Below are 24,031 nucleotides of genomic sequence, written 5' to 3' on the forward strand. Positions count from 1 at the left end.
ATCGGCCGTTAGCGGGGAAAAACCGAAGTACGGCGGTGGCCGCGGACAGAAGTGGGACCGAACACGTTCCGTTACCGGTTACGGAACCCATCGAGACCGAGGTCGTGAAGCGCCGCCGAGTCGTCCGCGACCCCCGCCTTCTGGTCATCGTGGAGGTCGACCAGCCGCTCCGCGACGGTTTCGTGTTCGCGAGCGAGAACCTGCGCCGCCGACAGGGCGGCGTTGTACGACTTCCCGGCGTCGACGGCGACGATCGGCGCGCCCGTCGGCATCCCGATCACCGAGTCGACCGACTTCTCCTGAACGGGCACCCCGATCACGGGCACCGGATACGCGATCGACGCGGTCATGTTCGGCAGGTCCGCCGACTTCCCGCCCGCACCCGCGATGATGACATCGAGCCCGCGGTCCGTCGCCGTCCCCCCGTACGCGTACATGAGCTCCGGCGTCCGGTGTGCCGAGACGACGTAGCTCTCGTAGGTGAACCGCGCGTCCGGCGCCTCGTCGAAGTCGGTCTGCTCCGCGAACCCGAGGTCGTCGAGCGCCGCGTAGGCGTCCTCCATGACGGGGAGGTCCGAGTCCGAGCCCATGATGATCCCCACGTCCGGGGTAGTCGCCGGGTCGGCGTCCGCGTCGGCCTCCGCTTCGAGCCGCTCGATCAGGTCGTCCACCGTGGTCATGGTCGGTGGTTCGGCGGACGGCTACAAGGAACTCCCGGATGCGGCGACCGCCCGCACGGAGTCCGCGTGCCGCCGGAGCGGTTCCGGAGCGGTTCCGGGTCCGGGCGGCCACCGCGGCGTGACGAGTCGTCGCCTACTCGTCACGGAACGTCAGCCCGTCTCGCAGTTCCCGCGCCCGGTCGAGCAGCGCGGCGCGCTCGTCGAGCGAGACCGCGTCCGGGTCCGCGTCGGCGTCCGTCGCTGTCAGGTGGCCCATCTTCCGAAGCGGGTAGACGTCGTCTTTGCCGTACCAGTGGAGGTCGGCGTCGGGTGCGCCGAGGACCGTCTCGACGTTCCGGAGCGTGGCCGGTTCGGTCTCGTCCACGTCGCCGAGCACGTTCGCGGTGACGGCGGGCGCGACGAGGTCGGCGGGGCCGAGCGGCCAGCCGAGGACCGCGCGGACGTGGTTCTCGAACTGCGAGGTACGCGCGCCCTCGATCGTCCAGTGGCCGGAGTTGTGGGGGCGCGGCGCGATCTCGTTGACCAGCACGTCGCCCTCGCGCGTCTCGAACAGTTCGATCCCGAAGACGCCGCGGCCGTCGAGCACGTCGAGCACGTCGCGGGCGACCGACTGCGCCTCGTCGACGATCTCGTCGCTCGCGCGGGCGGGGGCGACGCTCTCGCGGAGGATCTCCTCGCGGTGGACCGTCTCCGTGACGGGGTAGGTCCGCGTCTCGCCGTCGGCGCCCTTCAGCCCCATCACGGCGATCTCGCGCTCGAAGTCGAGGAACTCCTCGGCCATCGCGGCGCCGCCGATCTCGGCGAGCGCGTCGGCCGCGTCGGCGGGGGCCTCGACCGGGACGTTCCCGCGGCCGTCGTACCCGCCCTCCCGCGCCTTCAGCATGACGCCGCCGAACTCCTCGACGACGCGTTCGAGCCCCTCGGCGGTCGCGACCGCGACGAACTCGGGGACGGGGATTCCGGCGTCCGCGAGCGCCTCCTTCTGGACCAGCTTGTCCTGAATCGTCTCGAGCGTGCCCGGAGCGGGGTGGACCGGCACGCCGTGGTCGTCGCCGGCGGCCGCGAGCACGTCCGGGTCGGCGAGTTCGATCTCGAAGGTCACGGCGTCGACGCGGCGCGCGAGCTCGTCGACGGCCGCCGCGTCGTCGAAGTCGGCGACGATCTGGTCGCTGACGACGGGCGCCGCCGGACAGTCGGGCGTCGGATCCAAGACGACGAGGTCGACGCCGAGCGGCGCGGCGGCCTCGGCCAGCATTCGGGCCAGCTGTCCGCCGCCGACGACGCCGAGCGTCGGCCCCGGCAGGGTGATCGACATGTGCGAGTCGGTACTGTACGGTAGTGAATAAGTATTGCCAATGTGCGAAAGAAATATCCACGAACGCGGATCGATCGGTCGTGCGTCTGCGAACCCGGGGGCGAACGGACCGAACCGGTGTGTCAGAGCGAGACGTTTCGGAGGTCGGCTTCGAGCTCGTCGACGAACTCGTTGTACGCCCCGACGAACCCGCGGAACCCCTCCGCGTGCGCCCGCACGTCGGCCGCCGAGGGCGCCCCGTACTGCGACAGGAGGTAGAGGCCGCTGGAGCCGCCGATCCGGAGGTACGAGACCGTGCCCTCGTCGTACTTCAGCTCCCAGCGGTCGCCGTCGACGCGGGCGGTGAACGTCCCGTAGTCGTCGCTCTCGTACCGGTGGACTTCGCCCGCGATGATCGCACAGGTGTCGCGTATCGCGTCGAGGACCCGGTCGCGCTCCGCCACCACGCCGTCGGTGGTCGTCGGCTCGGGGAACTCCGCGCTCACGTCGTCGAGGACGCCGGACAGGGAGGCGACGTAGTCGTTCCACGCCGCCACGAACGCCGCGTAGTCGTCGAGCGCGGTCGCCAGCGCGGCGGGCTCCGGCGGCTGTTTCGTCGAGACGACGTACGTGTCGGACCCCGATTTCGGCGAGAACAGGAGGAACTCCAGTTCGCCCGCCTCGTGTTTTACGGTCCACTCGCCGCCGGGGGTCGAGAGCGTCTCCCGCCCGTAGTCGCCCCCCTGAAGCAGCGCCAGCTGGTAGGCGATCCGCCCGGCGTGGTCCCGGACTGCGGCGACGAGGTCGTCGCGGCGCTCCGCGACGGCCGCGGCGTCGCGAACGTCGACGTCGATCCCGAGGTCTGCCTGCGTCGTCACGGGGTCACTGGGCGCGCCACGCGGTTAACCGGTTCGGGTCGATCGACCGCGGTACCCCCGGTCGTTCGAGTCGGCGTCACCGGATCGTCTCGCGGATCTCGCGGATTCGCTCGGGCTCGTCGACGCCCGACCGGACGACGACAGCGGAGACGGCGTCGCCGTCGGGGACCGGCGCGTCGCCGCTCAGTATCGCGTCCGAGCCGGTCTCCTCGGCGAGCCACCGCCGCCCGTCTGCGATCGCCTCTCGGTTGAGCCACTCCGGCGGCCCGCCGACGATCAGCAGGGTTCGGTCGGCCCGCCCCCCGGGGACTTCGACCGTGTTCTTGCCGCGGGCCGCCTTCCGGATGACCGTCTCGATGGCCGACACCGCGGCGCCGATGTCGACCTCGGCCGGTTCGGAGGAGCCGAACAGCCCGAGCCCGAACCGCGACCCCTGCTCGGGCGAATCGACCGGCTGGGTCGCGTGGCCGATCGCCGCGACCTCGCCGTCGCTCCCCACCGCCCGAGCCACGTCGCTCGCGTCGAGCACCTGCTGTGGCGTCGCCGTCCCCTCGGGCGCCTCGCCGGCGCCGAACAGCGCCGCGATCCGGTCGGCGGCGATCCCGTTGAGTCGGTCCCGGGCCCCGCCGAGCGTCTCGCCGGGTCGGAGCCACGCCGCGTTGTCGAACGGGAAGACCGCCGCACAGCCCTCGGAGAGCGCCTCGAGGGTCCGCGCGGCGTTCCGCTCGGCCAGCGGGCGGTGCGGCGTCTCCGTGGCGGCCTCGCTCGGGGACCCCGCGGACCCCCCGGAGGCCGCCGATCTCGGGTCGTCGTCCTCCTCTTCGGTCTCGCTCGCCGTGGGGAGAAGACCGAAGGCGTACACGGGCGTGTCGTAGAGCCGGGAGAGCTCCTCGGCGAGCGCCGGCGCCGCGCCCGCGCCGGCCGCGCCGCCGAGGCCAGTGATTATCAGGAACGCCTCCGCGGTCGAGGGCCGCTGGTCGTCCATCTCCCTGCCGAGTTCGCTCGCGTGCGCGTCGCCGAGGCGGCGCCCGGCGTGGAGGTCCCCGCCGAGTCCGTCGCCGCCCGCGGCGTCGCCGAACCGGTACCGGCGCTCCTCGCCGAGCGCGTTCAGCGCGCTCAGCGCGTCCATGTCGGTGTCGAAGCCGTTGACGCCCGCGAGGAACGGGTCGCCGTCGTGGTCGGCCGCGAGTCGGTCGGCGATCCGCCCCCCGGCCCCCCCGAGGCCGATCACGTGTAGTCGCATACGTGCCCCGGTCGTCGAGCGGGGATATATGACTTCGGCTCGCCGCGAACAGGGGCGACCGGGGACCGGCTCAGAACTCTTCGAGCCGGCGTTGGCCGTCGGGGATTTCGGGGCCCGGGTCCGGCTCCACGCCGAGGAGGCGCAACAGCGCGGTGTCGGCGAACGTCAGCGCCAACACGAGGATGATCGGCGCGAGGAAGAGGCCGTGGAACCCGAACACGACCGGGCCGAAGATGTACGCGAGCATGAGGAGCCCGACGTGCGTCGTCTCGCCGCTGAAGTACGGGCGGAGGACGATGTCGGGGATGGTGTCGACGACCACGACCGTGACGACGAGGAACCCGGCGACGTACGCGAGCAGTCCGAGTTCGCCGTCGAGCGCGATCGGTATCGACATCGCCGCCACCAGCGGAATGTAGACGATCTTCATCCCGATCACGGGGATCAGGCTGGCGACGCCGGTGAGCGCGCCGGCGAGCGTCGGGTACGGGATCTCGACCGCGGCGGGCGCGACCACGTTGTACGCGAGGTACGTGACGACGGCGATGATCGAGATGGCGATGACGTTGAGCAGGTTGCCGTACAGGACGGCTTCAAGCTCGTCGTCCGCCGTTTCGAGGTACTCGCGGACGATCGCGTCGTCGTCGAAGGTGAGCAGCCAGTCGTGGAACTTCGACCCGTCGATGAGCAGGTAGTACGTGACGACGATGGTGATGAGCAGGTTCAGGGCGAGTCCGGACGCCGTACTCGCCAGCAGCGACGCCTGCTCGGAGACGAGGTCGATGAGCGGGTCGAACTGGCCGGAGCGGTACGCCGCGAGCAGCTCGTCCATCGTCGGGTTCGACAGCGCCGCGAGATCGCCGATGACCGAGTTCTCGGCGCCGATGGTGTCGGCCACCGGGTACGTCTCGATGAACCGCCGCGCCTCTAAGACCAGCAGCACCAACGTGTAGCTCACGAGGCCGATGAGGGGGATGCCGATGACGGACAGCGACACCACCGCGCGGACCCTGGTCGGCAGCCGGAAGCGTTCGAGCCGGTGGTAGAACCGCCGCGTGGAGTAGTAGAGGAAGACGGCGACGGTGAGCGGGGCGACGAACCGAAAGGCCACGAAGCCGGCGACGACCGCGACCGCGAGGCCGAAGAGGGCGACGACGAACCGCTTTTCGTCCATGGGCCAGGGTCACCACCGCCGGACATAAACCATGGTGGTCGCTGAGGGCCCGGCGGACGGCGGTCGCGCCGATCCCAAAGCCCCTAACGGTCGGGGGTGAACGGGGACGCATGAACGAGATCCATCCGGATCAGCGCGTCGCGGTGCTGGCGGACTCACAGAACCTGTACCACTCCGCACAGAGCGTCTACTCGCGGAACATCGACTACTCCGGCCTGCTGGAGTCGGCCGTCGCGGACCGGTCGCTCGTCCGCGCCATCGCGTACGTGATCCGCGCCGACTCCCCGGAGGAGGAGAGCTTCTTCGAGGCGCTCCGCGACATCGGCTTCGAGACGAAGATCAAGGAGATCAAGACGTTCGCGGACGGCTCGAAGAAGGCCGACTGGGACCTCGGGATGAGCCTCGACGCCGTCTCGCTCGCGAGCCACGTCGACACGGTCGTCCTCTGTACCGGCGACGGCGACTTCGCCCGGCTCTGTTCGCACCTCCGCCACGAGGGGGTCCGCGTCGAGGCGATGGGGTTCGGCAACTCCGCCGCGGACGAACTGATCGAGGCCGCCGACGAGTTCGTCGACCTCGCCGACGAGAAGGAGACGTTCCTGCTCTGACTCGCGGCGGCGTCGGTGCCGCCGCCGTCACGTGCCTCTTTACAGGCCCACGTCGCCGTCGCCGAGCAGCGCCGCGACCGCGCGTTCCACGGCCGTCGCGGCCGCCTCCACCTCACGCACCCGGACGTACTCGCGCTCGGCGTGAGCGACCGCGCCGGACTCGTCGGCGATGTCGCCGGGACCGAACACGACCGTCGGCGCCGGCGCGAAGTACGACGCCTCGGTCGCCGCGCCGAACGGGCGTACGTCGCCGCCTCGGTCGCTCGGGAGGCCGACCGCCTCGCCGGCGTCCCGCGCGCCGGCGGCCACCGCGCTCACGAGTTCGTGGTCCGGGTCGGTCGCGAACGCCTCGAGGAACGGCGACTCGCGGTCGGTGAGCGCGACCGCGACGTCGACGCCGCGGTCCGCCGCGAGCGACTCGCTGACCGCGGCCGCGAGCGCCGACCGGAACGCCGCGGCGGACTCGGGCGGAACGCTCCGGCGGTCGACCGTTATCTCGCAGTCGGCCGGCACCTGGTTCGTCGCGTCGCCGCCCCCGATCACGGTCGGGGTGAGCTTCGGCGGGCCGAGTTGCGGGTGTTCGGTCGCGTCGTCGTCGAAGGTCCGGATCGCGGCGAGCGCGTCCTCCGCGGCCGCCACCGCGTTCGCCCCCGCGAACTCCGCGGCGTGAGCGGCCGTCCCGGACAGTTCGACGGTCGCCTGAAACCGTCCCTTCGCGGCGGTACACGCGTCGAGGCCGGTCGGCTCGCCGACCAGAAACAGGTCGCCGTCGAGGCGGTCCTCGGTGTCCGAAAGCTGCCCCGTCAGCGCCGCCGCGCCGAGCGAGAGGGCCTCCTCGTCGGGCGTGAGCGCGAGCGTGATCCGGCCGCGGTCGGGGTCGGTCGTCAGAAAGCCCGACAGCAGCGCCGCGAGCGGTCCCTTCGCGTCGCACGCGCCGCGTCCGCGAACGACCGCCTGCCGCCCCGTCTCGCCCGCCTCGACCGACGCGGAGTCGCCGCCGCGCTCGTCGTCCCGGGCGGGCCCGCGTTCGAACGGGACGTGCGGCGTCACCGCGTCGAGGTGCGTGTTCAACACGAGATGCGGCCCGCGGCCGGGCGCGTCGGAGCGCTTCTCGGCGACCACGCAGCCCTCGACGACCTCGGTCTCGACCCCGAACCGGTCGAGGGTCTCCACGACGAGCTCGCGCATCTCGTCGACCGACTCGTGGGAGGGGATCCGAACGGCGTCCTCGAGGAACGAGACCGGGTCGAACGCGGCGTCGCTCATCGGGGGTCGAACGGAAGCGTCCCCGAGAACTCGTGGGCGACCGGCCCGGTCAGCGTGGCGTGACCCTCGTCGGGGACGGTGATCGACAGTTCGCCGCCCGGCGGCCGGCTCACCGCGGACTCGCCTTCGATCAGTCCCAGCCGACGGGCGACCGCGACGACCGCGACCGCGCCGGTGCCACAGGAGCGCGTCTCGCCTTCGACGCCGCGCTCGAAGGTTCGCTGGTCGAGGACGGCAGGTCCCTCCCCGCTCCCGTCGTCGACGACCGCGGCGAGGTTCACGTTCGCGCCCTCGGGGAAGACGTCGGCGTGGCGGACCGGCGGCGCGACCGCGTCGAGGTCGACCGCGTCGAGGTCGACCGCGTCGATCCCGTCGGCGTCGTCGCGGCCGCCGTCGACGAACGCGACGGCGTGCGGAACGCCCGTGTTCACGGCGGTGACGCGCAGTCCCTCGACTCGCTCGTCGACCAGCGGTTCCCCGGCGGCCGCGCCCTCGCGGGCGACCGGGACGCGGGTCGGGCCGAACGTCGGCTCGCCCATCTCGATGGTGGCCTCGGACGCGTCCGCGTTCACGGTGGCGCGCCGCGTCCCGGCCTGCGTGTCGATCATGAACTCGCGGTCTCCGGTCCGGTCGTGCGCCCACCGCGCGACGACCCGAGCGCCGTTGCCGCACATCGTCGCGGTGGAGCCGTCGGGCTGGACCAGCGTCATCACCACGCGCGTCGGCGCGAACCGCTCCTCGATGCTCAAAAAGAGGACGCCGTCGGCGCCGCGCCGAGCGTCGCCCGCCGACCCGGCGTCGAAGTCGGCCCGGTCGACGCCCGTCTCGCGGTCGCAGTGCGTCCGCGCGAACGCCCCGCGGTCGCCGACGTTAGCGTTGTCCGCGTCGACGACGAGGAAGTCGTTGCCCGTGCCGTGGTACTTCTCGACCGGGACGGCGTGGGCGTTCATCTGACGCCCTCCGTGCCCTCGGCTCGGTGCCGGTTCGCGTCCCGTTCGGCCGCCGTCAGGTCGCCGAGCGTCTCGCGGCGCCGGGCGACCGTCGCGGTTCCGTCGTCGAGCGCGACCTCCGCGGGTCGCGGCCGTGAGTTGTATTGGCTCGCCATCTCGTATCCGTAGGCGCCCGCGACGCCGACGGCGAGGAGGTCCCCGCGGGTCGGGTCGCCGAGCGCCCGGTTCCTACAGAGCGTATCGCCGGTCTCACAGATAGGTCCGGCGACCGTGACAGGGGTTGCCTCCCGGTCTTCCGGGGCCGGCGAGTCGTTGCCGTCGCGCTCCAGCCCGCCGCCGAGGTTGGCGATCGGGTGGTACGCGTCGTACATCGCCGGGCGAAGCAGGTCCGTCATCCCGGCGTCGACGCCGACGACGGTCTCGTCCGGCGTCGGCTTCACCGTGTTCACCCGCGTCAGGAGGACGCCGGCGTCGGCGACGACGTACCGACCGGGCTCGACGGCGAGGTCCACGCTCGCGGGCAGGGGCGCGACCGCCTCGCGAGTGGCCGCGGCCACCGCCGGCAGGTCGAGCGGCGGCGCGTCCTCCTCGTAGGGGACGCCGAACCCGCCGCCGACGTCGACGTACTCCAGATCGAGGGGGTCGGCGGAGCCGTCGTCGGGGTCGATCAGCTCCCGCGCTAGGTCGCCCATCCGCGCGACCAGTTCGCGGTGGCTGTCCAGCTGTTCGGGGTCGATGCCGGAGCCGGCGTGGGCGTGGACGCCGACCACGTCGAACCGCTCCGCCGCCTCCCGAGCCGCCTCCGCGGCGCGGTCGTAGGGGACGCCGAACTTCGCGGCGCCGCCGGTGGTCACCTTCTCGTGGTGGCCCGCGCCGACGCCGGGGTTGACGCGGACGCAGACCCGCCCGTCGTAGCCGCGCTCGGCCAGCCGGTCGAGGGTGTCGAGCGCGCCGACCGTCACGGTGAGGTCGGGCTCGGCCGCGGCGACGCCGACGACGTAGTCGAGGTCGCGGGCCGGCGGGTTCACCGCGGTGTAGTGGAGCCGGGAGCCGTCGAAGCCGGCCGCGAGCGCGCGGTCGACCTCGCCGGCCGACGCGCACTCGGCGTCGAGGCCGGCGTCGCGGACCGCCTCCAGGACGGCGCGTCCGGTGTGCGCCTTGACCGCGTATCGCACGTCCGCGTCGGGGAACGCCCCGAGCAGCCGCTCGCAGTTCTCGCGGACGCGGTCGAGGTCCTGGACGTATAGCGGGGTCTCATACTCGGCCGCGAGGCCGCGCAGGCGCTTGGCGTCCCAGTCGCTCACGCGGCGGACCGAGGGGTTGTCGGCGGCGGGTTCGCTCGTCGCCTCCGCGCCCGCGTCGCGGTCGCTCATTCGCGGAGCGCGTCCTCCCGTCGCGTCGCTTCTAGGGTCTCCTCCTCGACGTGCGTCGCGACGACGGCGGGCTTGTACGCGCCGCCCTCGAAGAGGTCGTGGTCGCCGACGGACGACTCCACCATCCGGGTGAACGCGCGGCGCTCGGCCGGGAGGTGACCGTAGATCACGTCCTCCTCGACGAGGTCGTAGACGGGGATGCGGGGCGTCAGGAGCGTGTTCTCGCCGACGACGGAGTTCTCGCCGACGCGGAACCCGCTCGTGACCCGGCAGCCCGCGCCGAGCGAGACGCCGTCCTCGACGATGACGGGGGCGTCCTCGACCGGTTCGAGGACCCCGCCGATCAGCGTGTTGGCCCCGAGCTTGACGTTCTCGCCGAGCTGTGCGCACGAGCCGACGGTGTCACAGGAGTCGACGAGGGTGCCGTCGCCGACGTACGCGCCCATGTTGACGAACGAGGGGCTCATCATGATACAGTCGCTGCCGAGGTACGCGCCGCGGCGGATCGCCGTCCCGTCGGGCGTGTTCCGCGTGCCGCGCTCGGCGAGGTCGGCCGTGTCGCGCAGCGGCAGCACGTCGTGGTAGGTGACGCCGCCGTACTGGCGCGGCTCGGTCTCGCGCAGGCCGAAGTTGAGCAGGATGCCTCGCTTGACCCACTCGTTGGCCTCCCACGAGGTGACGTCGTCGCCGGTCTTCTCGGCGGCGCGCACCTCGCCGGCCTCCAGCGCGGCGAGGAACGCGTCGATCACGGCCGCGTCGTCGTCGGTCGCGTCGGCGGCGGTCAGTCCGTCCTGATAGCGGTCCCACAGATCGGCGACGTCGGATTCGAGGCTCATTGGCTGGTGTATGGCTGAGTGGCGGTATTTACTCGTCGATGTCCGGATGTCTGAAGGTCATTCATTCGCGGCTCCGTCGGCGGCAGCGCCCGCGTCAAGCACGTCGGCGAACCCGTACCAGCCGGCGTCGCGGCCGGCGAGCCACGCGGCGGCGTCGAGCGCGCCCTCGGCGAACACCCCGCGGTCGCCGGCGCGGTGCGTGAGTTCGAGCGTCTCGCGGTTCCCCGCCAGGAGGACCTCGTGCTCGCCGGTTACGTCGCCCGCTCGACGGGCGTGGACGCCGATCTCGCCGGCGCTCCGCGGCGCGTCGCCCTCGCGACCGTGGACGCGCTCGTCGAGGTCTTCGCGGACTTCCTCCACGTCGTCGAGGATGGACCCCGCGGTGCCGGAGGGGGCGTCGCGCTTCGCGTTGTGGTGCGTCTCGGTCAGTTCCACGTCGTAGCCGGGCAGCGCCGCGGCCGCCTCGCGCACGGCCCGGCGGAGCGCGGCGACGCCGCGCGCGAAGTTCGACGCTTTGAGGACCGGAACCGCGTCGCTCGCGGCGCGGAGGCCCTCTATCTGTCCGTCCGCGAAGCCGGTCGTCCCGGTCACGAGGGGGACGCCGGCGCCCGCGCAGGCCTCGGCGTACGCGACCGCCGAGTCCGGGCCGGTGAAGTCGATCAGCACGTCGGGCCGCTCGCTCGCGAGCAGGTCGTCGAGTCGGTCGGCGTCCTCGACCGCGACGCCGGCCACGGGATCGACCGGACTCCGATTGACCGCGACCGCGACCGTGACGCCCTCGCGGTCGGCGGCGGCCGCGATCACCTCGCGGCCCATGCGACCGCCGGCGCCGGTGACGGCGACGGAGAGCGGCGAGTCCGCGCTCATTCCGCGCCCCCCGTCGCCGCGGGGTCGACCGCGCCCGGGGCGCCGCGTTCGTACTCCGCTAGCAGGTCGCGCAGCGACTCGCGTCGCTCCTCGGAGAGCCGCGAGAGCGGCGGGCGGACGCGCGGTCCGCCCCGCCCGCGGATGTGCATCGCCTCCTTCACCGGGATGGGGTTCGTCTCGGCGAACAGTTCGCGGACGAGCGGCGAGAGCTCGTGGTGGAGCGCCCGCGCGCGGTCGTAGTCGCCCGAGAGCGCGGCGCCGACCATCGCGCAGGTACGCTCGGGCTCGACGTTGGCGACCACGCTTATCGTCCCCGTGCCGCCGACCGACAGCACGGGCAGGGTGAGCCCGTCGTCGCCCGACAGCACCGCGAACGACTCGTCGCGCGTCCGCTCGATCACCTCGCTGATCCGGTTCAGGTCGCCCGAGGCCGCCTTGTAGCCCTGAATGTTCGGGTGTTCCGCGAGTTCGACCGCGACGTCGACCGGGATCGACTGCCCCGTGCGGCTCGGGACGTTGTAGACGATCTGCGGGATGTCGACCGCGTCGGCGATGGTTCGGTAGTGCTTCAGAAAGCCCGCGGGCTCGGGCCTGTTGTAGTACGGCGAGATGAGGAGGAGGCCGTCGGCGCCGGCGTCGGCCGCGCGCTCGGACAGCGAGAGCGCCTCCGCGGTGTTGTTCGAGCCGGTGCCCGCGATCACGGGGATGTCGTCGAGCGCGTCGCGGACCGTCTCGATCACCGCGACGTGTTCGTCGTGGCTCATCGTCGCGGACTCGCCGGTGGAGCCGACGGGGACGACCCCGTCGACGCCGGCGCGTTCGAGGAACCGCGCGTTCGCGGCGAGCTGATCGTGGTCGACCGCGTCGCCGTCTGTGAACGGGGTCGTCATCGCCGGGTAGACGCCCTCGAACGGCGCGTCGGTCGCGTTGCTGTCTGTCGGTTCTGCCGTCGCGTACGGGGTGGTCGTCGTCGTGTCCGTCATGGTGTGGTCTGGTAGTCGGGTCGGTCGTCGAGCGGAGCGGTCGCGCGACCCCGAGCGGGCCGCGGGTCGGGGGTCGTCCGGGACGGGGTCGCCACTCCCGCCGGCGGACGGCTCACGCCCGTTTCTTCGAGAAGAGCCGCGTCGCTGGTGGCGTCGGCGAGCCGAGCGTGGACGCGGGTCGGGTCACACCGTTCGATACCGGAGTGGTCCGCTTATAGATTGCGCCTCGCGCCGAAACTGCCGACTCGGTCACGCCCCGAGCAGGTCGGCGGGGCCGTGGAGCGTCTCGACGGTCGCGTCCGGATCGCCGCCGAACGGTTCCCACGGCGGGCCCTTCCGGTCCACCCGCGCGGCCTCCACGTACACGAGCGTGACTGTCCGAGTCGAACCTCACCGTCGAGACGCGGTCGGCGTCGAGCGGCAGGGGCGGGGCCGCGGCCGCCGGCGGCACGAGGGGCCGGACCGGGAGCCTCGGGGTCGTGTTAACTTAAGCATCGGTTCCAGCAGACGGCGAAGGCTCGGAGCCATGATTCTGCCGCCGTCGGCTCCGCATTTCTGAATGTATTTGAAAATGAAGAGGTTCTGCGTTTTACTTCTCTAAAGATACGTTCGACAGCATTCCGATTTCCATGACGAGTAATTTGAAATCGGAGCGAGGTACGTGAGAGCGCAGCCGTGAGATGTCCGCCAGCATCAACCAGAAAGAGCGCGTCGTCAACGTGGTGTTTCTCTCTGAGATCGCGGAGAAACACCAAAGTAAATTGTTGGTTTTGAACGGGAAATACGTCAACGTGGAGGAATTCGTTTGTACGAGGATCTACGGCGGCATACAGCCAGAATCGGTCTGAGTCGATCTGAATCGCAGTCTCGTCGACCGCAACGCGATTCGGGCTCGCACCGTCAGCTGGCTGTAGATCGGCCTTTTGAATCCAGTTGTGAATTGCTGTTCGACTTCGCTCGACACCCAACCTCTCAAGATACTGTTTGGTATTCGAAAGTGATAGGCCAGCAAGGTGGAGCTGAATACCGGTTTCAATGATCTCGTGGGGTGTCCGCTCTCGCTCCACAAACTCCAAGTCGATCCAATCAGTACAGACGTCGAGGCGGTTGGATTCGGACATAGAGCATTCGAAATACCAACCGCCTCGTTCTTAACTTAACATCGCCGAGCCTCGGGCCTCGCACATTTATCCCCGGCCGGCGACTCTGGAGGACGCATGAGCGACCCTTCCGACGACGCGTCCGACCCGGCCGACGGCGACGGCGTCCACGACCCGACAGCGGAGGACGCGCCGGCCCCGGCCAGGGAAGTCGACGGCGACACCGACGCCGGCCGCCACGAGTACGACCCGGACGCCGAGCACGCGTTCCCGGACGAACGGCTCAACGAGGTCCTCGCCCGGCTGGAATCGGACGAAGAGGTCGTCGCCTACCTGGAGGCGCAGAACGTCAACCCCGTCGCCCGCAAGGGGTACAACGACCACGGCGCCAAACACGTCGAGATCGTCCGCGACCGCGCGCTACGACTCTACGACCTGCTGAAGACGGGCGGCGTGGAGTTCAACGGCGCCCGCCAGCAGGGGCTCGACGAGGCGGACGAGCCGGTGATCGTCGCGCTGGCGGCGACGCTCCACGACATCGGCCACGTCGTCCACCGCCACGATCACCCGTACTACTCGATCCCGCTCGCCGCGGACCTCTTAGACGACCTCCTGCCGAGCTTCTACGACGTCGGCGACTGCGTCCGCGTGAAGGCGGAGGTGCTCCACGCCATCCTCTGTCACCACACCGAGGAGCAACCGCTCACGCTGGAGGCCGGCGTCGTCCGGATCGCTGACGGGCTCGACATGGAGCGCGGCCGCTCGCGGGTCCCCTACGAGGAAGGGGGTCGCGGGATCAACACCGTCTCCTCGCAGGCGATCGAACGCGTCTCGCTCCGCGGGGGGGACGAGACCCCCGTTCAGGTCGTGATCCGCATGAACAACGCCGCCGGCGTCTATCAGGTCGACTCCCTGTTGAAGGCGAAAATCGACGGGTCGCTGCTGGGAGATCGGATCCGAACCGTCGCGATCAACACCCACAGCGACGGCGCGGACGGGAACGGCACGATAGTCGACCGGATCGAGCTCTGAGGGGCCGCGGTCCGGGTCGGCACCCGTCGCGTGCTAATTCGCTCTTCCCGTCGCTCAGGGACCGCGGAGCGTCTCGCCGGCGCCGTTCCGGTGGGAGGCCTCGTCGACGACGCTCGTCGCGGCCACCGTCGCCGTCTGCGCGAGACGCTCCGGGGTGAGTCCGCCGTACAGTTGGCTTCCCTCGGCGGCCCCGCCGCCGAGGACGGGCGCCGTCGCGAACCCGTTCGACCGCGTGCCCGTCGCCGCGATCCCCGGCTGGTTGACCACGAGACGGCCCGGCGCGAGCCGCTCCGCGACCCGGCGAGCCCGGCGCTGTTGGGTGGTGTGGACCGCCGCGGCGTGCGGGGAACCGATCTCGGCCGCGAGCCCGGTCGCGGCGTCGAACCCGTCGCGGCCGTGGACGGCGACCGCGGGAACGCCGGGCAGCGTCGCGAGCGGGTCGTCGGCCCCCTCCGGCTCGGCGACGAGGAAGGCCGCCTCGCGGGCCGCGCTCGGGAGGTCCAGTGCGGCCGCCAGCCACCGCGGCGAGTTCCCCCGCGGGTCGGACTCGGTACCGGTCGCCTCGTCGCTCTCTCGGCTCCGTTCGTCCGCGCCGCGACCGCTTCCGGCGACCGAGTCGCCGAGGAGCGCTCGGAACCGCTCTCGCTCGTCGAAGTCGAGGACGTACCCGCCCTCGGCCTCGAGCGCGGCACACAGGTCGGCCACGGCGGGCGTCACCGTCACGACCGCGGCGTCGCCGGCGGGGTGGGCCCCGAAGTCGTACGTCGCGCCGACGGCGACCCGCGTGGCCACCGCCTCGGGCGGGACCGACCCGTCGGCGACGGCGACGACGCCGTCCGCGCTCGCGGCGACGTTCGGCGTCCCGCACCGCTGTCCGGCCGCGACCGTCGCCTCGGAGCCGGCCGCGACGACGAAGTCCGCCCGCTCGAACAGCGCGTCGGTCCCGGGTTTCGATGCCGGGGCGGGCAGCATCGAGACCGCGTCGGTCGGCGCCCCGGCGCCCGACAGCGCCCGGCGGACGGTCTCGACGACGACGTCGCACGTCTCCACGGTCGAGGGCGAGGGCGCGAACACGACCGCGTTCCGGGCGGCGAGGCCGTACAGCGAGAGGACCGCGGGGACCACGACGGGGTGCGTCGCGGGGACCGCCGCGCCGACCACGCCGTGCGGCCCGGCGACGGTCACGGTGCCCGCCGCGCCGTCGCGCTCGACCACGCCGGCGGTCGGCGCGCCCCGGACCGACCGTCGGGCGCCGTCGAGCGCGGTCGCTATCTTCTCGGTCTTCGTCCCCGGGTGGCCCCGCCCCGTCTCGTTGGCCGCCGACCGCGCGAGTCGGCTGACGGTCTCCCTGTCCGCCAACCGCTCGCCGACCGCCCGCACGAGGCCCTTCACGTCGCCCGGCGCCCACGTTTCGAGCTCGTCGGCCGCGGTCCGCGCCGACGCCACGGTCCGCGCCGGGCGGCTCGGTAGTCCGTCCGGACTCGAAGCGGAGGAGCCGCCCGTCGCCCCCGGCTCGCTGAGCCCGCGCGTCGGTCGCGACTCGTCGACCCCGCTCTCCGGTCCCGACCCTTCGCGCTCGCCGGTCGAGACCGATTCGCCGGGCTCGGCGGCCGTTCCCGGCCCGTCCGTCTCGTCCGCCCGGTCCCCGTTCATGCGTTCGCGTGCGAATCGAACCGACTTATTCTCACCCCGTGAACCACTGTGTCACCCCGCGGAGAGTCGTCACCGAAGAAACAGTTATACCGGTGGTACGGTTCAGGGGACGTATGACCGAGCCGTCGGAGCTCGTCGGCGTCGTCGAACGGCGCCTCGACTTCCTCGAACGGCTCGCGGCGGAGCCGCTGCGGAAACACGAGCTCGTCGACGCGCTCGACCACTCGCGGTCGACGGTGAACCGCGCGATAGACGAACTGGAGGCGGCCGGGCTCGTCGCCGGCGAGACGGACGGCTACCGGACGACGCTCTCCGGGCGACTGCTCGCCGAGGGCTACCGCGACCTCCTGACCGTCGCCGACGACCTCGCGGCCGCCGGCGACGTGCTCGACCCCCTGGACGCCGCGGTCGACGTCTCCCCGGTGATACTGCGCGAAGCGGAGACGTACCGGGCCGCGACGCCCGACCCCTATCGGCCGCTGGAGGTGCTCGACGAGGCGCTCGCCGACGCCGACGCGGTCGCGGCCGCGCTCCCGGCGTTCCCCTATCCCCGGATCGCCGAGCGGTTCCGGCGCACGGCGGTCGGCGGCGGAACCGTCGACCTCGCGCTGGCAGCGGGGGCGTACCGACACGCGGTCGAACGGTTCGCGGACGACCTCGGAACGGTCGCGCGGCGGGAGGGCTGTCGGGTCGCGGCGGTCGACGCCGTCGACGCGGGCGTCGTCGCGGCCGACGACACCGCGCTCCTCCTCACGTTCGACGCCGACGGTACCCTCCACGGCGCGGCGGTGTCGACCGATCCCGAGGCGGTCGCGTGGGCGGAACGCGCGGTTCGCGACCTGATCGACCGGGGGCGAGACGGCGGCGAGGCGCTCGCGGCGGTGAAAGACGCTGCGTCGGACCGGAGGACCGGCGACCCCCGAAACGGGCGCTCCTCCGGCGACGACTCGGACAGCTCCTCCGGCGACGACTCGGACAGCTCCTCCGGCGACGACTCGGACGGCTCCTCCGGCGACGACTCGGACGGCTCCTCCGGCGACGACTCGGACGGTTCATCCGGCGACCGGGACGCGGGCGCGTCCGAGGCGACGGGGCGGGGCAGCGGCTCGGCCGGCCTGCTGGGACGGGTCGAGTCGGACCGGCGGGGTCGCGACCCGCTCGCCGCGCAGGGCTTCCATGCGGTCGACGAGGACCGGCTGGCCGGGGAGCCGGTGCCGTACGGACCGCTCCGGGCCACCGCGTCGTTCCCCGAGGTCGACGCCGGGTTCGTCCTCGACAGGACGGGGACCTTCGACGGCGAGCGGCGCTCGGTCGCCGACCTGCTCGTCGAGGGACTCGCGGCGGGGACCGATCACGCGGTGGTCGGGCCGCCGGGGAGCGGCAAGAGCACCGTGTGTCGGAGCGTCGCAGTCGCGTGGTATCGGTCCGGTCGCGGCCCGGTGACGTACCGGTCGAGCGGCGGCGGCGAGCCGTTCACCGCGACGGAGCGGCTGCGGGAACGAGTCGCCGAGGGCGACGGCCACCACCTCGTGGTCGTCGAGGACGCGGTCGACCCGGCGGCCGCGGAGGCGGTCGGCGTCGCCCGCGAGTTGGCCGACCGCGACGACGTCTCGTTCCTGTTCGACGCGCGCGAGGGGCCGTACGACGACCCCGACGGGCTCCCGCTGTCGCCCGCTGACCTCCGCTACCGGCGGGCGATCGAGACCGTTCGGATGCCGCGGCTCGACGAGCGCGAGGTCGAGCGGTTCGTTCGTCACGCCGCCGACTGCACCGGGTCGACCCCGGCCGCCGACCCGAGTTCCCTGCTCGCCGACGTGCGACGAACCGACGACGAGCGAGTCGGAGAGCTGCTCTGCCTCGTTCACCGCCTCGTTCGGGCGACCGGCGACGGGGTCGCGGGAGCCGACGGCCCGAACGGGACCGCCGACCACGCGGTGACGGCGACGAGCGACGAGAGCGACTCGGGCCCGACCTCCGCGCTGGAGCGGTCGGTCGCCGAGGCGGTCCGGGAGGTCCGGAACCGGCCGCCGCCGACCGCGGACGTGGCGGTGTTGGTGAACCTGCTCAACGTCGCCGGCGTGGGCGACGGCCGGACGCTGGCGTACGCGCTCGTCGGCGGCCCTGAGAGGGGTTCCGACGCGGAGATCGGCGGGGAGTCGTCGCCGACCGCCGACGGGGTTCGCCGGGCGCTCGACCGGCTGGTCGGGACGGCGCTCGTCGGGTCGGGCGACGGCGAGGGGCGCACCGTACACGACGAGTGGTCGGTGCTGTTCTTGGAGCGCCTCGTGGAGCGGGAGCCGGAGCCGGTCGTCGCGAGGCGCGTGGGGCGGGCGGCGTCGCGGGTGCTGGCGCTCGCCGACGACCCCGCGCGCCGCTCCCGCGTTCGACGCGCCGTCGGCGGTGACGCGCCGACCGTGGACCGGATCGAGCGCGACCCGAGCGCGTGGGCGGCCGAGACGGTGCGGGCGGTGTACGGCGTCGGCCGACGCTACCCGCGGCTTGCGGCGCTGTACGGCCGGGTCCGCTACGCGTGGATCGACCTCCCGGACGCGTGCCCCGACGACCTGCGCGACCGACCGGCGGAGTGGGTGGCGCGGATGTATATCGACGCCGGCGACCTCGACGGCGCGACCGACGCGCTGGACGCGTGGCGGCCGACGGACGAGGCGGGCGCGGCCGAGCGGGAGCGCGGCTACGGCGACGTGGCGCGCCGCCGCGGGGAGTACGACGCGGCGCGCGAGCGGTTCGAGCGGGCCGAAGGGCGCTTCGCGGCCGCGGGCGACCGCGCCGGACTCGCGGCGGCGATCCGGGGACGGGCGCAGGCGGCCCACTTCGCCGGGGACTACGAGGTCGCGTACGAGGCGGCCTCGCGGGCGTACGCCATCGCCGCCGAGATCGGCGACCCGATCGCGACGGCGAAGGCGCTGATGGACGTCGGGAACGCGCTCGACGCCCTCGACGGGACCGACGCCGTCCTCGATCACTACCGGGTCGCGGGCGACCTGTTCCGGCGGCACGACGACACTCACGGAGAGGCGAACGTCCGGACGAACCTCGCGGTCACGCTGCGGCGTCGCGGCGACCTCGACCGCGCCGAACGGACCGGGAAGCGCGCGCTCGACGGCTACCGGACGGTCGGCGACGAACACCGGGAAGCGATCTCCCACCTGAACCTCTCGGGGGTCGCACAACAGCGCGGAGACGTCGACGAGGCGGTCGCCCGCGCGTCCGAGGCGCGCGCGATCGCCGGCCGGATCGGCTCCGACCTCTACGAAGCGTTCGCGGTGTGTCAGTTCGGCGACGCGGCGCACCTCTCCGGTGACCTCGACCGCGCCGAGCGGTACCTGCGGGACGCGCTCGCGTCGCTGGAGGCGTTGGGCGCCGACAGTCGGAGCGCCATGGCGACCACGATGCTGGCCGAGGTCGCGCTCGACCGCGGCGACGACGAGGCGGCGGCGCGACTGATCGAGCGGACCGAGTCGCTGATCGGCGACCACCCGGGGCGAAAACGGGTGGCGGCGCTGAACCGGCTTCGCGGGTTGCTCGCGCTCGAACGCGGCGACACCGAGACGGCGGAGGCGGCGCTGCGAGACGCGATCGACGCCGCGCTGGCGGGGGGGTTCACGCTGGTCGAGGCGGAGTCGCGCGCGGCCTTCGGTGCGGTCGCGGCCGAGCGCGGCGACGCGGCGGCGACCGCGGAGCGACTGACCGCGGCGCTCGACCTCGGCCACCGGATCGAGAGCGCGAAGGTGATCGCCTCGGCGGCCGGAACGCTCGCCGACGCGCTCGCGGACGGCGACGGGGAGCGACTGGATCGCGAGGCGCTGTCCGCCGCCCTTCGCGAGTCGCCGCCGGAGGCCGTCGGGTCGGAGCCGGCGGCCGACCCGGCGACGTACCGACGCCTCGCCGAGCGCTGGCGCGTCGACGGCGACGAGGTCACCGCGCCGTTCCCGTCCGTCGAGTGACGCGCTCAGCGCGGTCGCCGAGACCCGCCGAATCCGAGGAGCGGCGCGCCGAGCGTGTCGCAACCGATTTCCGCGCGGCCGCGAAAGCCCGGCCATGACCGACGCCGACGTCCTCGCGGACCTGCGGACCGCCGCCGACTACCAGTTCGGGGCGGGCGCGGGCGACGCGCTGTTCCCCCCGGGCGACCCGCTCACGGTCCGCCGATCGAGCGGCGGCCGCCCGCGACAGGTGATCGACGGCGACGTCGACGACACCCCCGGCAGCAGCGAGGGCGACCGCCTCGTCTCGTACGGCACCGACGGCCGCTTCACGCTCGGTATCGCCGGCGGAAAGCGACTCTACGACGCCTTCGACGCCCCGCGACATCGGATGGTCGTCGGCGAGGAGAGCGAGCCGTTCGTGCGCGAGGGCCGCGACGCGTTCGCCAAGTTCGTCACCGCGGCCGACGACGGGATCCGCCCGGGCGACGAGGTCGTCGTCGTCGACGAGGGCGACGCGGTCTTCGGGGTCGGCCGCGCCGAACTCTCCGGCGCCGAAGCGGAGGCGCTCGGCTCCGGCGTCGCCGTCAAGATGCGGGACGGGAATCCGAGCGACGACGACTGACGACGTACACGTGCGGTGGCGCGTGCCTGAGAGGCCGCTCCGCGGCCGAACAGCACGCGCGAGGGAGTCGGGCGCGCCGAGGACGACCGAGGGGAGTCCGACGGACGCGCCCGACGAGGCTGGGGAGGCGTGAGGCGCGGTGCTGTTGCGGTGCGGGGCGGGACTCGAAGGGGCAGTCGCGAGGGCGAAGCACGGCGAAGCAAGCACTGGAGGGAACGAACGAAGTGAGTGACTGAAGCGCACAGCGAGCCGCGCGACCCCTCGCGACTGGGGCTTCGGGGGTCTCGGTAGCCGGAGAGCCCTCGTCGGCTCCGACCGCGGATACCCGAGCAGTTTCGATGCCGGTGGCCGCCGCCGACCGTAATGTTACGCCCGGATCGGCCTAGAAGAACGCCGCGAGCCCCAGCGCTTCGATCAGGGGCACACCCGCGATCAGCGACCCGATCAGGTAGCCGCCTATCGCCCCGCCGTTCAACAGCGGCAGTCCGGCGTGGGCCCGGCCGCGGATCACCCAGCGCATGAGCACGACCAACCCCGCGAGGCTCCCGACCATCGCGAGCAGCGCCGGGAGGTTGACGCCCACGAGGGGCACCGACAGGTTCGGCGCCGACGAGAACGTCGCCGCGCTCGCGACCAACACCGCCGGGATGACGGCGTCGCCGAGTCCGATGAAGAAGGCGTCGCGTTCGCCCGCGTCGTCGTCGTTCTTGCCGCTTCCCTCGTTCGAGGCCGCCGTCGAACCGTCCGCTTCTGCGTCTTTCGCCGCCCCGTCTTCCGCCGACGCCGCGTCGGCCGCGTCCCCCTCGCCGTCCGCGTCCTCACCGACCCCTGCGGCCTCCTCGCTGGCGGGGCCCGAATCGAGCAGCGAGTACGACAGCGACAGCGGGATCACCAACACGACCGGGATGTTGAGGTCCATCACGCCCTCCGCGAGCGACAGCATGTGTTCGGTGCCGTACACCGAGACCGCGTCGTAGACGGCGAGGACCGCGAGCAGGATGAGCGCCGGCAACAGGCCGAAGGAGATGCCGAACAGCCCGGCCGCGCCAGCCCCCATCAACACGCCGGCAGTGTCGATCACGTACCACTCCGGGTGAACGAGCAGCCCGACGCCGACCGCGACCGCCGGCACCACGGCCGCGAGCGGCGAGACGAGCGCCGAGAAGACGTACCACGAGAGCCACGCGGAGGTGCCGACGATCAGCAGCCGGATCGCCCAGTCGAAGTCGTACCGGAACGCCGCCAGCATCACCCCGGTCATCGCGACGATGGCGACGACGTACAGCAGGCTGTTCGCCGGGTTGTCGGGGTTCTCGACCGCCTGGTACCCGCTCTCGGCGAACTCGGGGACCAGCGCCAGCGCGCCCACTTGGACGACTAGGAACAGTCCGATCACGAAGGCGACGCCGCGATACTCGCGGGGGAACATTCGACCGCCGGTTCGTCGGCCGAGGGTTTCGTCCTTGCGCTTCGGACGCGGGACCGCGGGCGACATCGGCCGCTGCCCGGAGCGGAGAACGCGTACAGAAAGGGGTTCGGGCTCGGTGTGGGAGCGGGTGGGCCCGAACCCACGCCGGCGGACGACGGACGGTGGAAGCGAGTGGCCGGCCGGCCCGAAGCGGGATGGGGCCGGCCGGATTCGTCCGCGGCGTTTACCACCTCTGCCGAGTCACGTAAGTAGCTATCGCCCGAGTTATCACAGCAGATACTCGCGGGGCGACGAGCGACCCTTCCCCGGGTCGTCCCGGGATCGACGCTCGGTCCGACGGTGGACGGTACCGAGAGCCGAGACGCGGCGGAGGCCGGACCAAGCAAGGAAGTCGGGGTGGAGAGGAGCTCGAGGTGGGGAGGAACTCGAGGTGGAGAGGAAGTCGCGAAGGGGTGGCAGCCGGAACGGAGCGGGCGAAAGGCGAGTGGGAAGGTGGGGAGAGAGGCGGACGGGCGGGCGGCGGCCGAACAGCGGACCCCCAAGCTGTCGACGGCATCGCCGCCCGGGCGGCCGGGACGGGTGCGCGGATCGTTAGCGCCGAACTCCAACGAGAAAAGCGTCGGACTTCGGCGATCGGACGTATGTGTCTCACGCGTATAAACATGTCCGAATCGGCATCTCGATCGGGCGAGGCGAGCGACGGTCACAGATCGACCCGTCGGACGGTCGATAGCGCACCGCTTCGAACGGGTTGCGAGCGGTTCAGCGGCGGTCGCGGAGCGCGGGAAACTCCTCGCGGACCGCGGCGACGCGGTCGGGGTCCACCGTCGCCGTCACGACGCCGGGGTCGTCGCCGACCGAGGCGAGCGTGGTCCCCCAGGGGTCGTACACCGCGCTCCGGCCGCAGAGCGTGTCGTCGTCGTCGAACCGGCCGCTGCCGTTGATCGCGGCGACGTACGCGAGGTTCTCGATGGCTCGCGCGCGGCCGAGCGTCCGCCAGTGTTCGACCCGGGGATACGGCCACGCGCTCGGGACCAGGACGCACTCGACGCCCGCGTCGACCATCGCGCGGAACTGCTCCGGGAACCGGAGGTCGTAACACGTCGTCACGGCGACCGTGACGCCCGCGACCTCCGTCACCGGCGTCCGCTCGCCGGGGACCATCCGGTCCGTCTCCTCGGACCCGTATCCGAACAGGTGCCGCTTCCGGTAGACGAGCCGGCGCTCGCCCGAGGCGTCGAACAGCACCGCCGCGTTGGCCAGGCCGGACTCCGCGGGGACGTCGAGCCCGTCGGCCGCCGACGCCGACAGGTCCTCGACGACGGTCCCGGCGAGGACCGCCACGTCGTGCTCGTCGGCCGCGGCGGCGAACCGAGCGAGCCGGTCGCCGTCGAGGCTCTCGGCCGCGCGGGCGTACGAGTCGAACGCGAAGTAGCCGACGTCGAACAGTTCGGGGAGAACCACGAGGTCGGCGCCGTCGGCCGCGGCCTCGCGGACACGGTCGAGCGCCCGGTCGACGTTGTCCTCGACGGCGCCGCCGTCGACCGCCAGTTGGACGCCCGCGAGCCTCATGCCGGAGAGGCCAGGGAGGCGCGGAGCGCGTCTTCGAGGTTGTCGAGCTCGGCGTCGAAGTTGCGCTTGAAGAAGGACTCGACGCCCGGGAGGCGGCCGTCGACCACGAACTCGTTCGCGAGCCGACATCCGCCGTCGTCGGTCTCCGTGATCACGTGTTCGCCGGTCACGCGGAACGCCCGCGACTTCCCGACGAACTTCACTCGGTTCGGGGCGTCGCGCTCCACCTCCTCCGTTTCGACGTCGATCGTCGAGCGGATCATCGGTATCGGCAGCGCGACGTGCCAAGTCGCGGTGCCGTCGTCGTGAACGTCGAAGGAGTCGACCACGCTGATGGCGCCCGCGCGCTGCTTCGCGTCCGAGATGAACGCCCACACGTCGGCCGGCGGCGCGTCGAACTCGAACGTCCGGGAGACTCGAACGGTCATACGATCCCGTTTGGGGCTACGGGGGTTAAAAATGCGCGTTGGCGGAGCCGAGTACGGAGAACGCGCCGGCACGATCGGGGAGAACGGAAGGAACGC

Annotated in this window: 20 protein-coding genes and 1 pseudogene; 4 read left to right on the top strand and 17 right to left on the bottom strand. The window is 72.3% G+C overall.

Going from position 1 to position 24,031, the window contains the following annotated elements:
* Positions 1–71: 71 nt before the first annotated feature.
* The 5 genes from purE to ACZ5KW_RS15360 form a co-directional block, all read right to left on the bottom strand.
* A complete protein-coding gene (gene purE / locus ACZ5KW_RS15340; protein WP_343780545.1) occupies positions 72–680 on the bottom strand; it encodes a 5-(carboxyamino)imidazole ribonucleotide mutase in 609 nt (202 codons plus the stop codon).
* A gap of 133 nt (positions 681–813) precedes the next feature.
* Complete coding sequence (locus ACZ5KW_RS15345; protein ID WP_343780544.1) at positions 814–1,995, bottom strand: 5-(carboxyamino)imidazole ribonucleotide synthase; 1,182 nt, start codon at positions 1,993–1,995, stop codon at positions 814–816.
* A 122-nt stretch (positions 1,996–2,117) separates the two neighbouring features.
* The gene (locus ACZ5KW_RS15350; RefSeq protein ID WP_343780543.1) at positions 2,118–2,852 is read right to left on the bottom strand and encodes a hypothetical protein; all 735 of its coding nucleotides are present in this window, start codon (positions 2,850–2,852) and stop codon (positions 2,118–2,120) included.
* Between the two features lie 76 nt (positions 2,853–2,928).
* Positions 2,929–4,095: an FtsZ/tubulin family protein gene (locus ACZ5KW_RS15355; RefSeq protein WP_343780541.1), complete on the bottom strand. Its 1,167-nt coding sequence runs from the start codon at positions 4,093–4,095 to the stop codon at positions 2,929–2,931.
* A gap of 70 nt (positions 4,096–4,165) precedes the next feature.
* Positions 4,166–5,269: an AI-2E family transporter gene (locus ACZ5KW_RS15360; protein ID WP_343780540.1), complete on the bottom strand. Its 1,104-nt coding sequence runs from the start codon at positions 5,267–5,269 to the stop codon at positions 4,166–4,168.
* Positions 5,270–5,379: 110 nt separating this feature from the next.
* Here ACZ5KW_RS15360 and ACZ5KW_RS15365 point away from each other — a divergent pair, with 110 nt between their 5' ends.
* The gene (locus tag ACZ5KW_RS15365) at positions 5,380–5,877 is read left to right on the top strand and encodes a LabA-like NYN domain-containing protein (RefSeq protein WP_343780538.1); all 498 of its coding nucleotides are present in this window, start codon (positions 5,380–5,382) and stop codon (positions 5,875–5,877) included.
* A gap of 39 nt (positions 5,878–5,916) precedes the next feature.
* Here ACZ5KW_RS15365 and ACZ5KW_RS15370 read toward each other — a convergent pair whose 3' ends face one another.
* The 8 genes and pseudogenes from ACZ5KW_RS15370 to ACZ5KW_RS15405 all read right to left on the bottom strand — a co-directional run bounded on the left by ACZ5KW_RS15370 (position 5,917) and on the right by ACZ5KW_RS15405 (position 13,273).
* On the bottom strand, positions 5,917–7,143 hold the full coding sequence (locus ACZ5KW_RS15370) for a M20/M25/M40 family metallo-hydrolase (RefSeq protein ID WP_343780537.1): 1,227 nt from the start codon (positions 7,141–7,143) through the stop codon (positions 5,917–5,919).
* A complete protein-coding gene (gene dapF, locus ACZ5KW_RS15375; RefSeq protein ID WP_343780536.1) occupies positions 7,140–8,093 on the bottom strand; it encodes a diaminopimelate epimerase in 954 nt (317 codons plus the stop codon). The genes ACZ5KW_RS15370 and dapF overlap by 4 nt, the downstream gene beginning before the upstream one ends.
* Positions 8,090–9,466: a diaminopimelate decarboxylase gene (lysA, locus tag ACZ5KW_RS15380; protein ID WP_343780535.1), complete on the bottom strand. Its 1,377-nt coding sequence runs from the start codon at positions 9,464–9,466 to the stop codon at positions 8,090–8,092. The genes dapF and lysA overlap by 4 nt, the downstream gene beginning before the upstream one ends.
* The gene (locus ACZ5KW_RS15385) at positions 9,463–10,302 is read right to left on the bottom strand and encodes a 2,3,4,5-tetrahydropyridine-2,6-dicarboxylate N-succinyltransferase (RefSeq protein WP_343780533.1); all 840 of its coding nucleotides are present in this window, start codon (positions 10,300–10,302) and stop codon (positions 9,463–9,465) included. The genes lysA and ACZ5KW_RS15385 overlap by 4 nt, the downstream gene beginning before the upstream one ends.
* Positions 10,303–10,359: 57 nt before the next feature.
* The gene (gene dapB / locus ACZ5KW_RS15390) at positions 10,360–11,169 is read right to left on the bottom strand and encodes a 4-hydroxy-tetrahydrodipicolinate reductase (RefSeq protein ID WP_343780531.1); all 810 of its coding nucleotides are present in this window, start codon (positions 11,167–11,169) and stop codon (positions 10,360–10,362) included.
* Positions 11,166–12,152 (bottom strand): 4-hydroxy-tetrahydrodipicolinate synthase, encoded by a 987-nt coding sequence (gene dapA, locus ACZ5KW_RS15395; RefSeq protein WP_343780530.1) that lies wholly within the window; start codon positions 12,150–12,152, stop codon positions 11,166–11,168. Before dapA ends, dapB begins: the two co-directional genes overlap by 4 nt.
* A gap of 249 nt (positions 12,153–12,401) precedes the next feature.
* A pseudogene (locus tag ACZ5KW_RS15400) lies at positions 12,402–12,512 on the bottom strand (haloacid dehalogenase type II); the annotation flags it as partial.
* A 122-nt stretch (positions 12,513–12,634) separates the two neighbouring features.
* The gene (locus ACZ5KW_RS15405; protein WP_004595436.1) at positions 12,635–13,273 is read right to left on the bottom strand and encodes an IS6 family transposase; all 639 of its coding nucleotides are present in this window, start codon (positions 13,271–13,273) and stop codon (positions 12,635–12,637) included.
* A gap of 96 nt (positions 13,274–13,369) precedes the next feature.
* Between ACZ5KW_RS15405 and ACZ5KW_RS15410 the strand changes: the two genes are divergently transcribed.
* A complete protein-coding gene (locus tag ACZ5KW_RS15410; protein WP_343777379.1) occupies positions 13,370–14,284 on the top strand; it encodes an HD domain-containing protein in 915 nt (304 codons plus the stop codon).
* A gap of 54 nt (positions 14,285–14,338) precedes the next feature.
* On the opposite strand, the gene ACZ5KW_RS15415 is transcribed toward ACZ5KW_RS15410, so the two are convergent.
* On the bottom strand, positions 14,339–15,937 hold the full coding sequence (locus tag ACZ5KW_RS15415) for an aldehyde dehydrogenase family protein (RefSeq protein ID WP_343777377.1): 1,599 nt from the start codon (positions 15,935–15,937) through the stop codon (positions 14,339–14,341).
* Positions 15,938–16,050: 113 nt separating this feature from the next.
* Here ACZ5KW_RS15415 and ACZ5KW_RS15420 point away from each other — a divergent pair, with 113 nt between their 5' ends.
* Both ACZ5KW_RS15420 and ACZ5KW_RS15425 read left to right on the top strand, forming a co-directional pair.
* A complete protein-coding gene (locus tag ACZ5KW_RS15420; RefSeq protein WP_343777375.1) occupies positions 16,051–19,902 on the top strand; it encodes a tetratricopeptide repeat protein in 3,852 nt (1,283 codons plus the stop codon).
* A gap of 94 nt (positions 19,903–19,996) precedes the next feature.
* Positions 19,997–20,506, top strand: a complete 510-nt coding sequence (locus ACZ5KW_RS15425) for a PUA domain-containing protein (protein WP_343777373.1) — start codon at positions 19,997–19,999, stop codon at positions 20,504–20,506.
* A gap of 382 nt (positions 20,507–20,888) precedes the next feature.
* On the opposite strand, the gene ACZ5KW_RS15430 is transcribed toward ACZ5KW_RS15425, so the two are convergent.
* The 3 genes from ACZ5KW_RS15430 to ACZ5KW_RS15440 form a co-directional block, all read right to left on the bottom strand.
* The gene (locus ACZ5KW_RS15430) at positions 20,889–21,935 is read right to left on the bottom strand and encodes a presenilin family intramembrane aspartyl protease PSH (RefSeq protein WP_343777371.1); all 1,047 of its coding nucleotides are present in this window, start codon (positions 21,933–21,935) and stop codon (positions 20,889–20,891) included.
* Between the two features lie 762 nt (positions 21,936–22,697).
* Positions 22,698–23,507: a carbon-nitrogen family hydrolase gene (locus ACZ5KW_RS15435; protein WP_343777369.1), complete on the bottom strand. Its 810-nt coding sequence runs from the start codon at positions 23,505–23,507 to the stop codon at positions 22,698–22,700.
* Positions 23,504–23,935, bottom strand: a complete 432-nt coding sequence (locus ACZ5KW_RS15440; RefSeq protein WP_343777368.1) for a CoxG family protein — start codon at positions 23,933–23,935, stop codon at positions 23,504–23,506. Before ACZ5KW_RS15440 ends, ACZ5KW_RS15435 begins: the two co-directional genes overlap by 4 nt.
* Between the last annotated feature and the right edge of the window lie 96 nt (positions 23,936–24,031).

This window comes from Halorubrum ejinorense (assembly GCF_055389685.1).

Coding starts and splice junctions, on each gene's coding strand:
- purE (WP_343780545.1), bottom strand. CDS start 680: ATGACCACGGTGGACGACCTGATCGAGCGGCTCGAAGCGGAGGCCGAC.
- ACZ5KW_RS15345 (WP_343780544.1), bottom strand. CDS start 1,995: ATGTCGATCACCCTGCCGGGGCCGACGCTCGGCGTCGTCGGCGGCGGA.
- ACZ5KW_RS15355 (WP_343780541.1), bottom strand. CDS start 4,095: ATGCGACTACACGTGATCGGCCTCGGGGGGGCCGGGGGGCGGATCGCC.
- ACZ5KW_RS15360 (WP_343780540.1), bottom strand. CDS start 5,269: ATGGACGAAAAGCGGTTCGTCGTCGCCCTCTTCGGCCTCGCGGTCGCG.
- ACZ5KW_RS15365 (WP_343780538.1), top strand. CDS start 5,380: ATGAACGAGATCCATCCGGATCAGCGCGTCGCGGTGCTGGCGGACTCA.
- ACZ5KW_RS15370 (WP_343780537.1), bottom strand. CDS start 7,143: ATGAGCGACGCCGCGTTCGACCCGGTCTCGTTCCTCGAGGACGCCGTT.
- dapF (WP_343780536.1), bottom strand. CDS start 8,093: ATGAACGCCCACGCCGTCCCGGTCGAGAAGTACCACGGCACGGGCAAC.
- lysA (WP_343780535.1), bottom strand. CDS start 9,466: ATGAGCGACCGCGACGCGGGCGCGGAGGCGACGAGCGAACCCGCCGCC.
- ACZ5KW_RS15385 (WP_343780533.1), bottom strand. CDS start 10,302: ATGAGCCTCGAATCCGACGTCGCCGATCTGTGGGACCGCTATCAGGAC.
- dapB (WP_343780531.1), bottom strand. CDS start 11,169: ATGAGCGCGGACTCGCCGCTCTCCGTCGCCGTCACCGGCGCCGGCGGT.
- dapA (WP_343780530.1), bottom strand. CDS start 12,152: ATGACGGACACGACGACGACCACCCCGTACGCGACGGCAGAACCGACA.
- ACZ5KW_RS15405 (WP_004595436.1), bottom strand. CDS start 13,273: ATGTCCGAATCCAACCGCCTCGACGTCTGTACTGATTGGATCGACTTG.
- ACZ5KW_RS15410 (WP_343777379.1), top strand. CDS start 13,370: ATGAGCGACCCTTCCGACGACGCGTCCGACCCGGCCGACGGCGACGGC.
- ACZ5KW_RS15415 (WP_343777377.1), bottom strand. CDS start 15,937: ATGAACGGGGACCGGGCGGACGAGACGGACGGGCCGGGAACGGCCGCC.
- ACZ5KW_RS15420 (WP_343777375.1), top strand. CDS start 16,051: ATGACCGAGCCGTCGGAGCTCGTCGGCGTCGTCGAACGGCGCCTCGAC.
- ACZ5KW_RS15425 (WP_343777373.1), top strand. CDS start 19,997: ATGACCGACGCCGACGTCCTCGCGGACCTGCGGACCGCCGCCGACTAC.
- ACZ5KW_RS15430 (WP_343777371.1), bottom strand. CDS start 21,935: ATGTTCCCCCGCGAGTATCGCGGCGTCGCCTTCGTGATCGGACTGTTC.
- ACZ5KW_RS15435 (WP_343777369.1), bottom strand. CDS start 23,507: ATGAGGCTCGCGGGCGTCCAACTGGCGGTCGACGGCGGCGCCGTCGAG.
- ACZ5KW_RS15440 (WP_343777368.1), bottom strand. CDS start 23,935: ATGACCGTTCGAGTCTCCCGGACGTTCGAGTTCGACGCGCCGCCGGCC.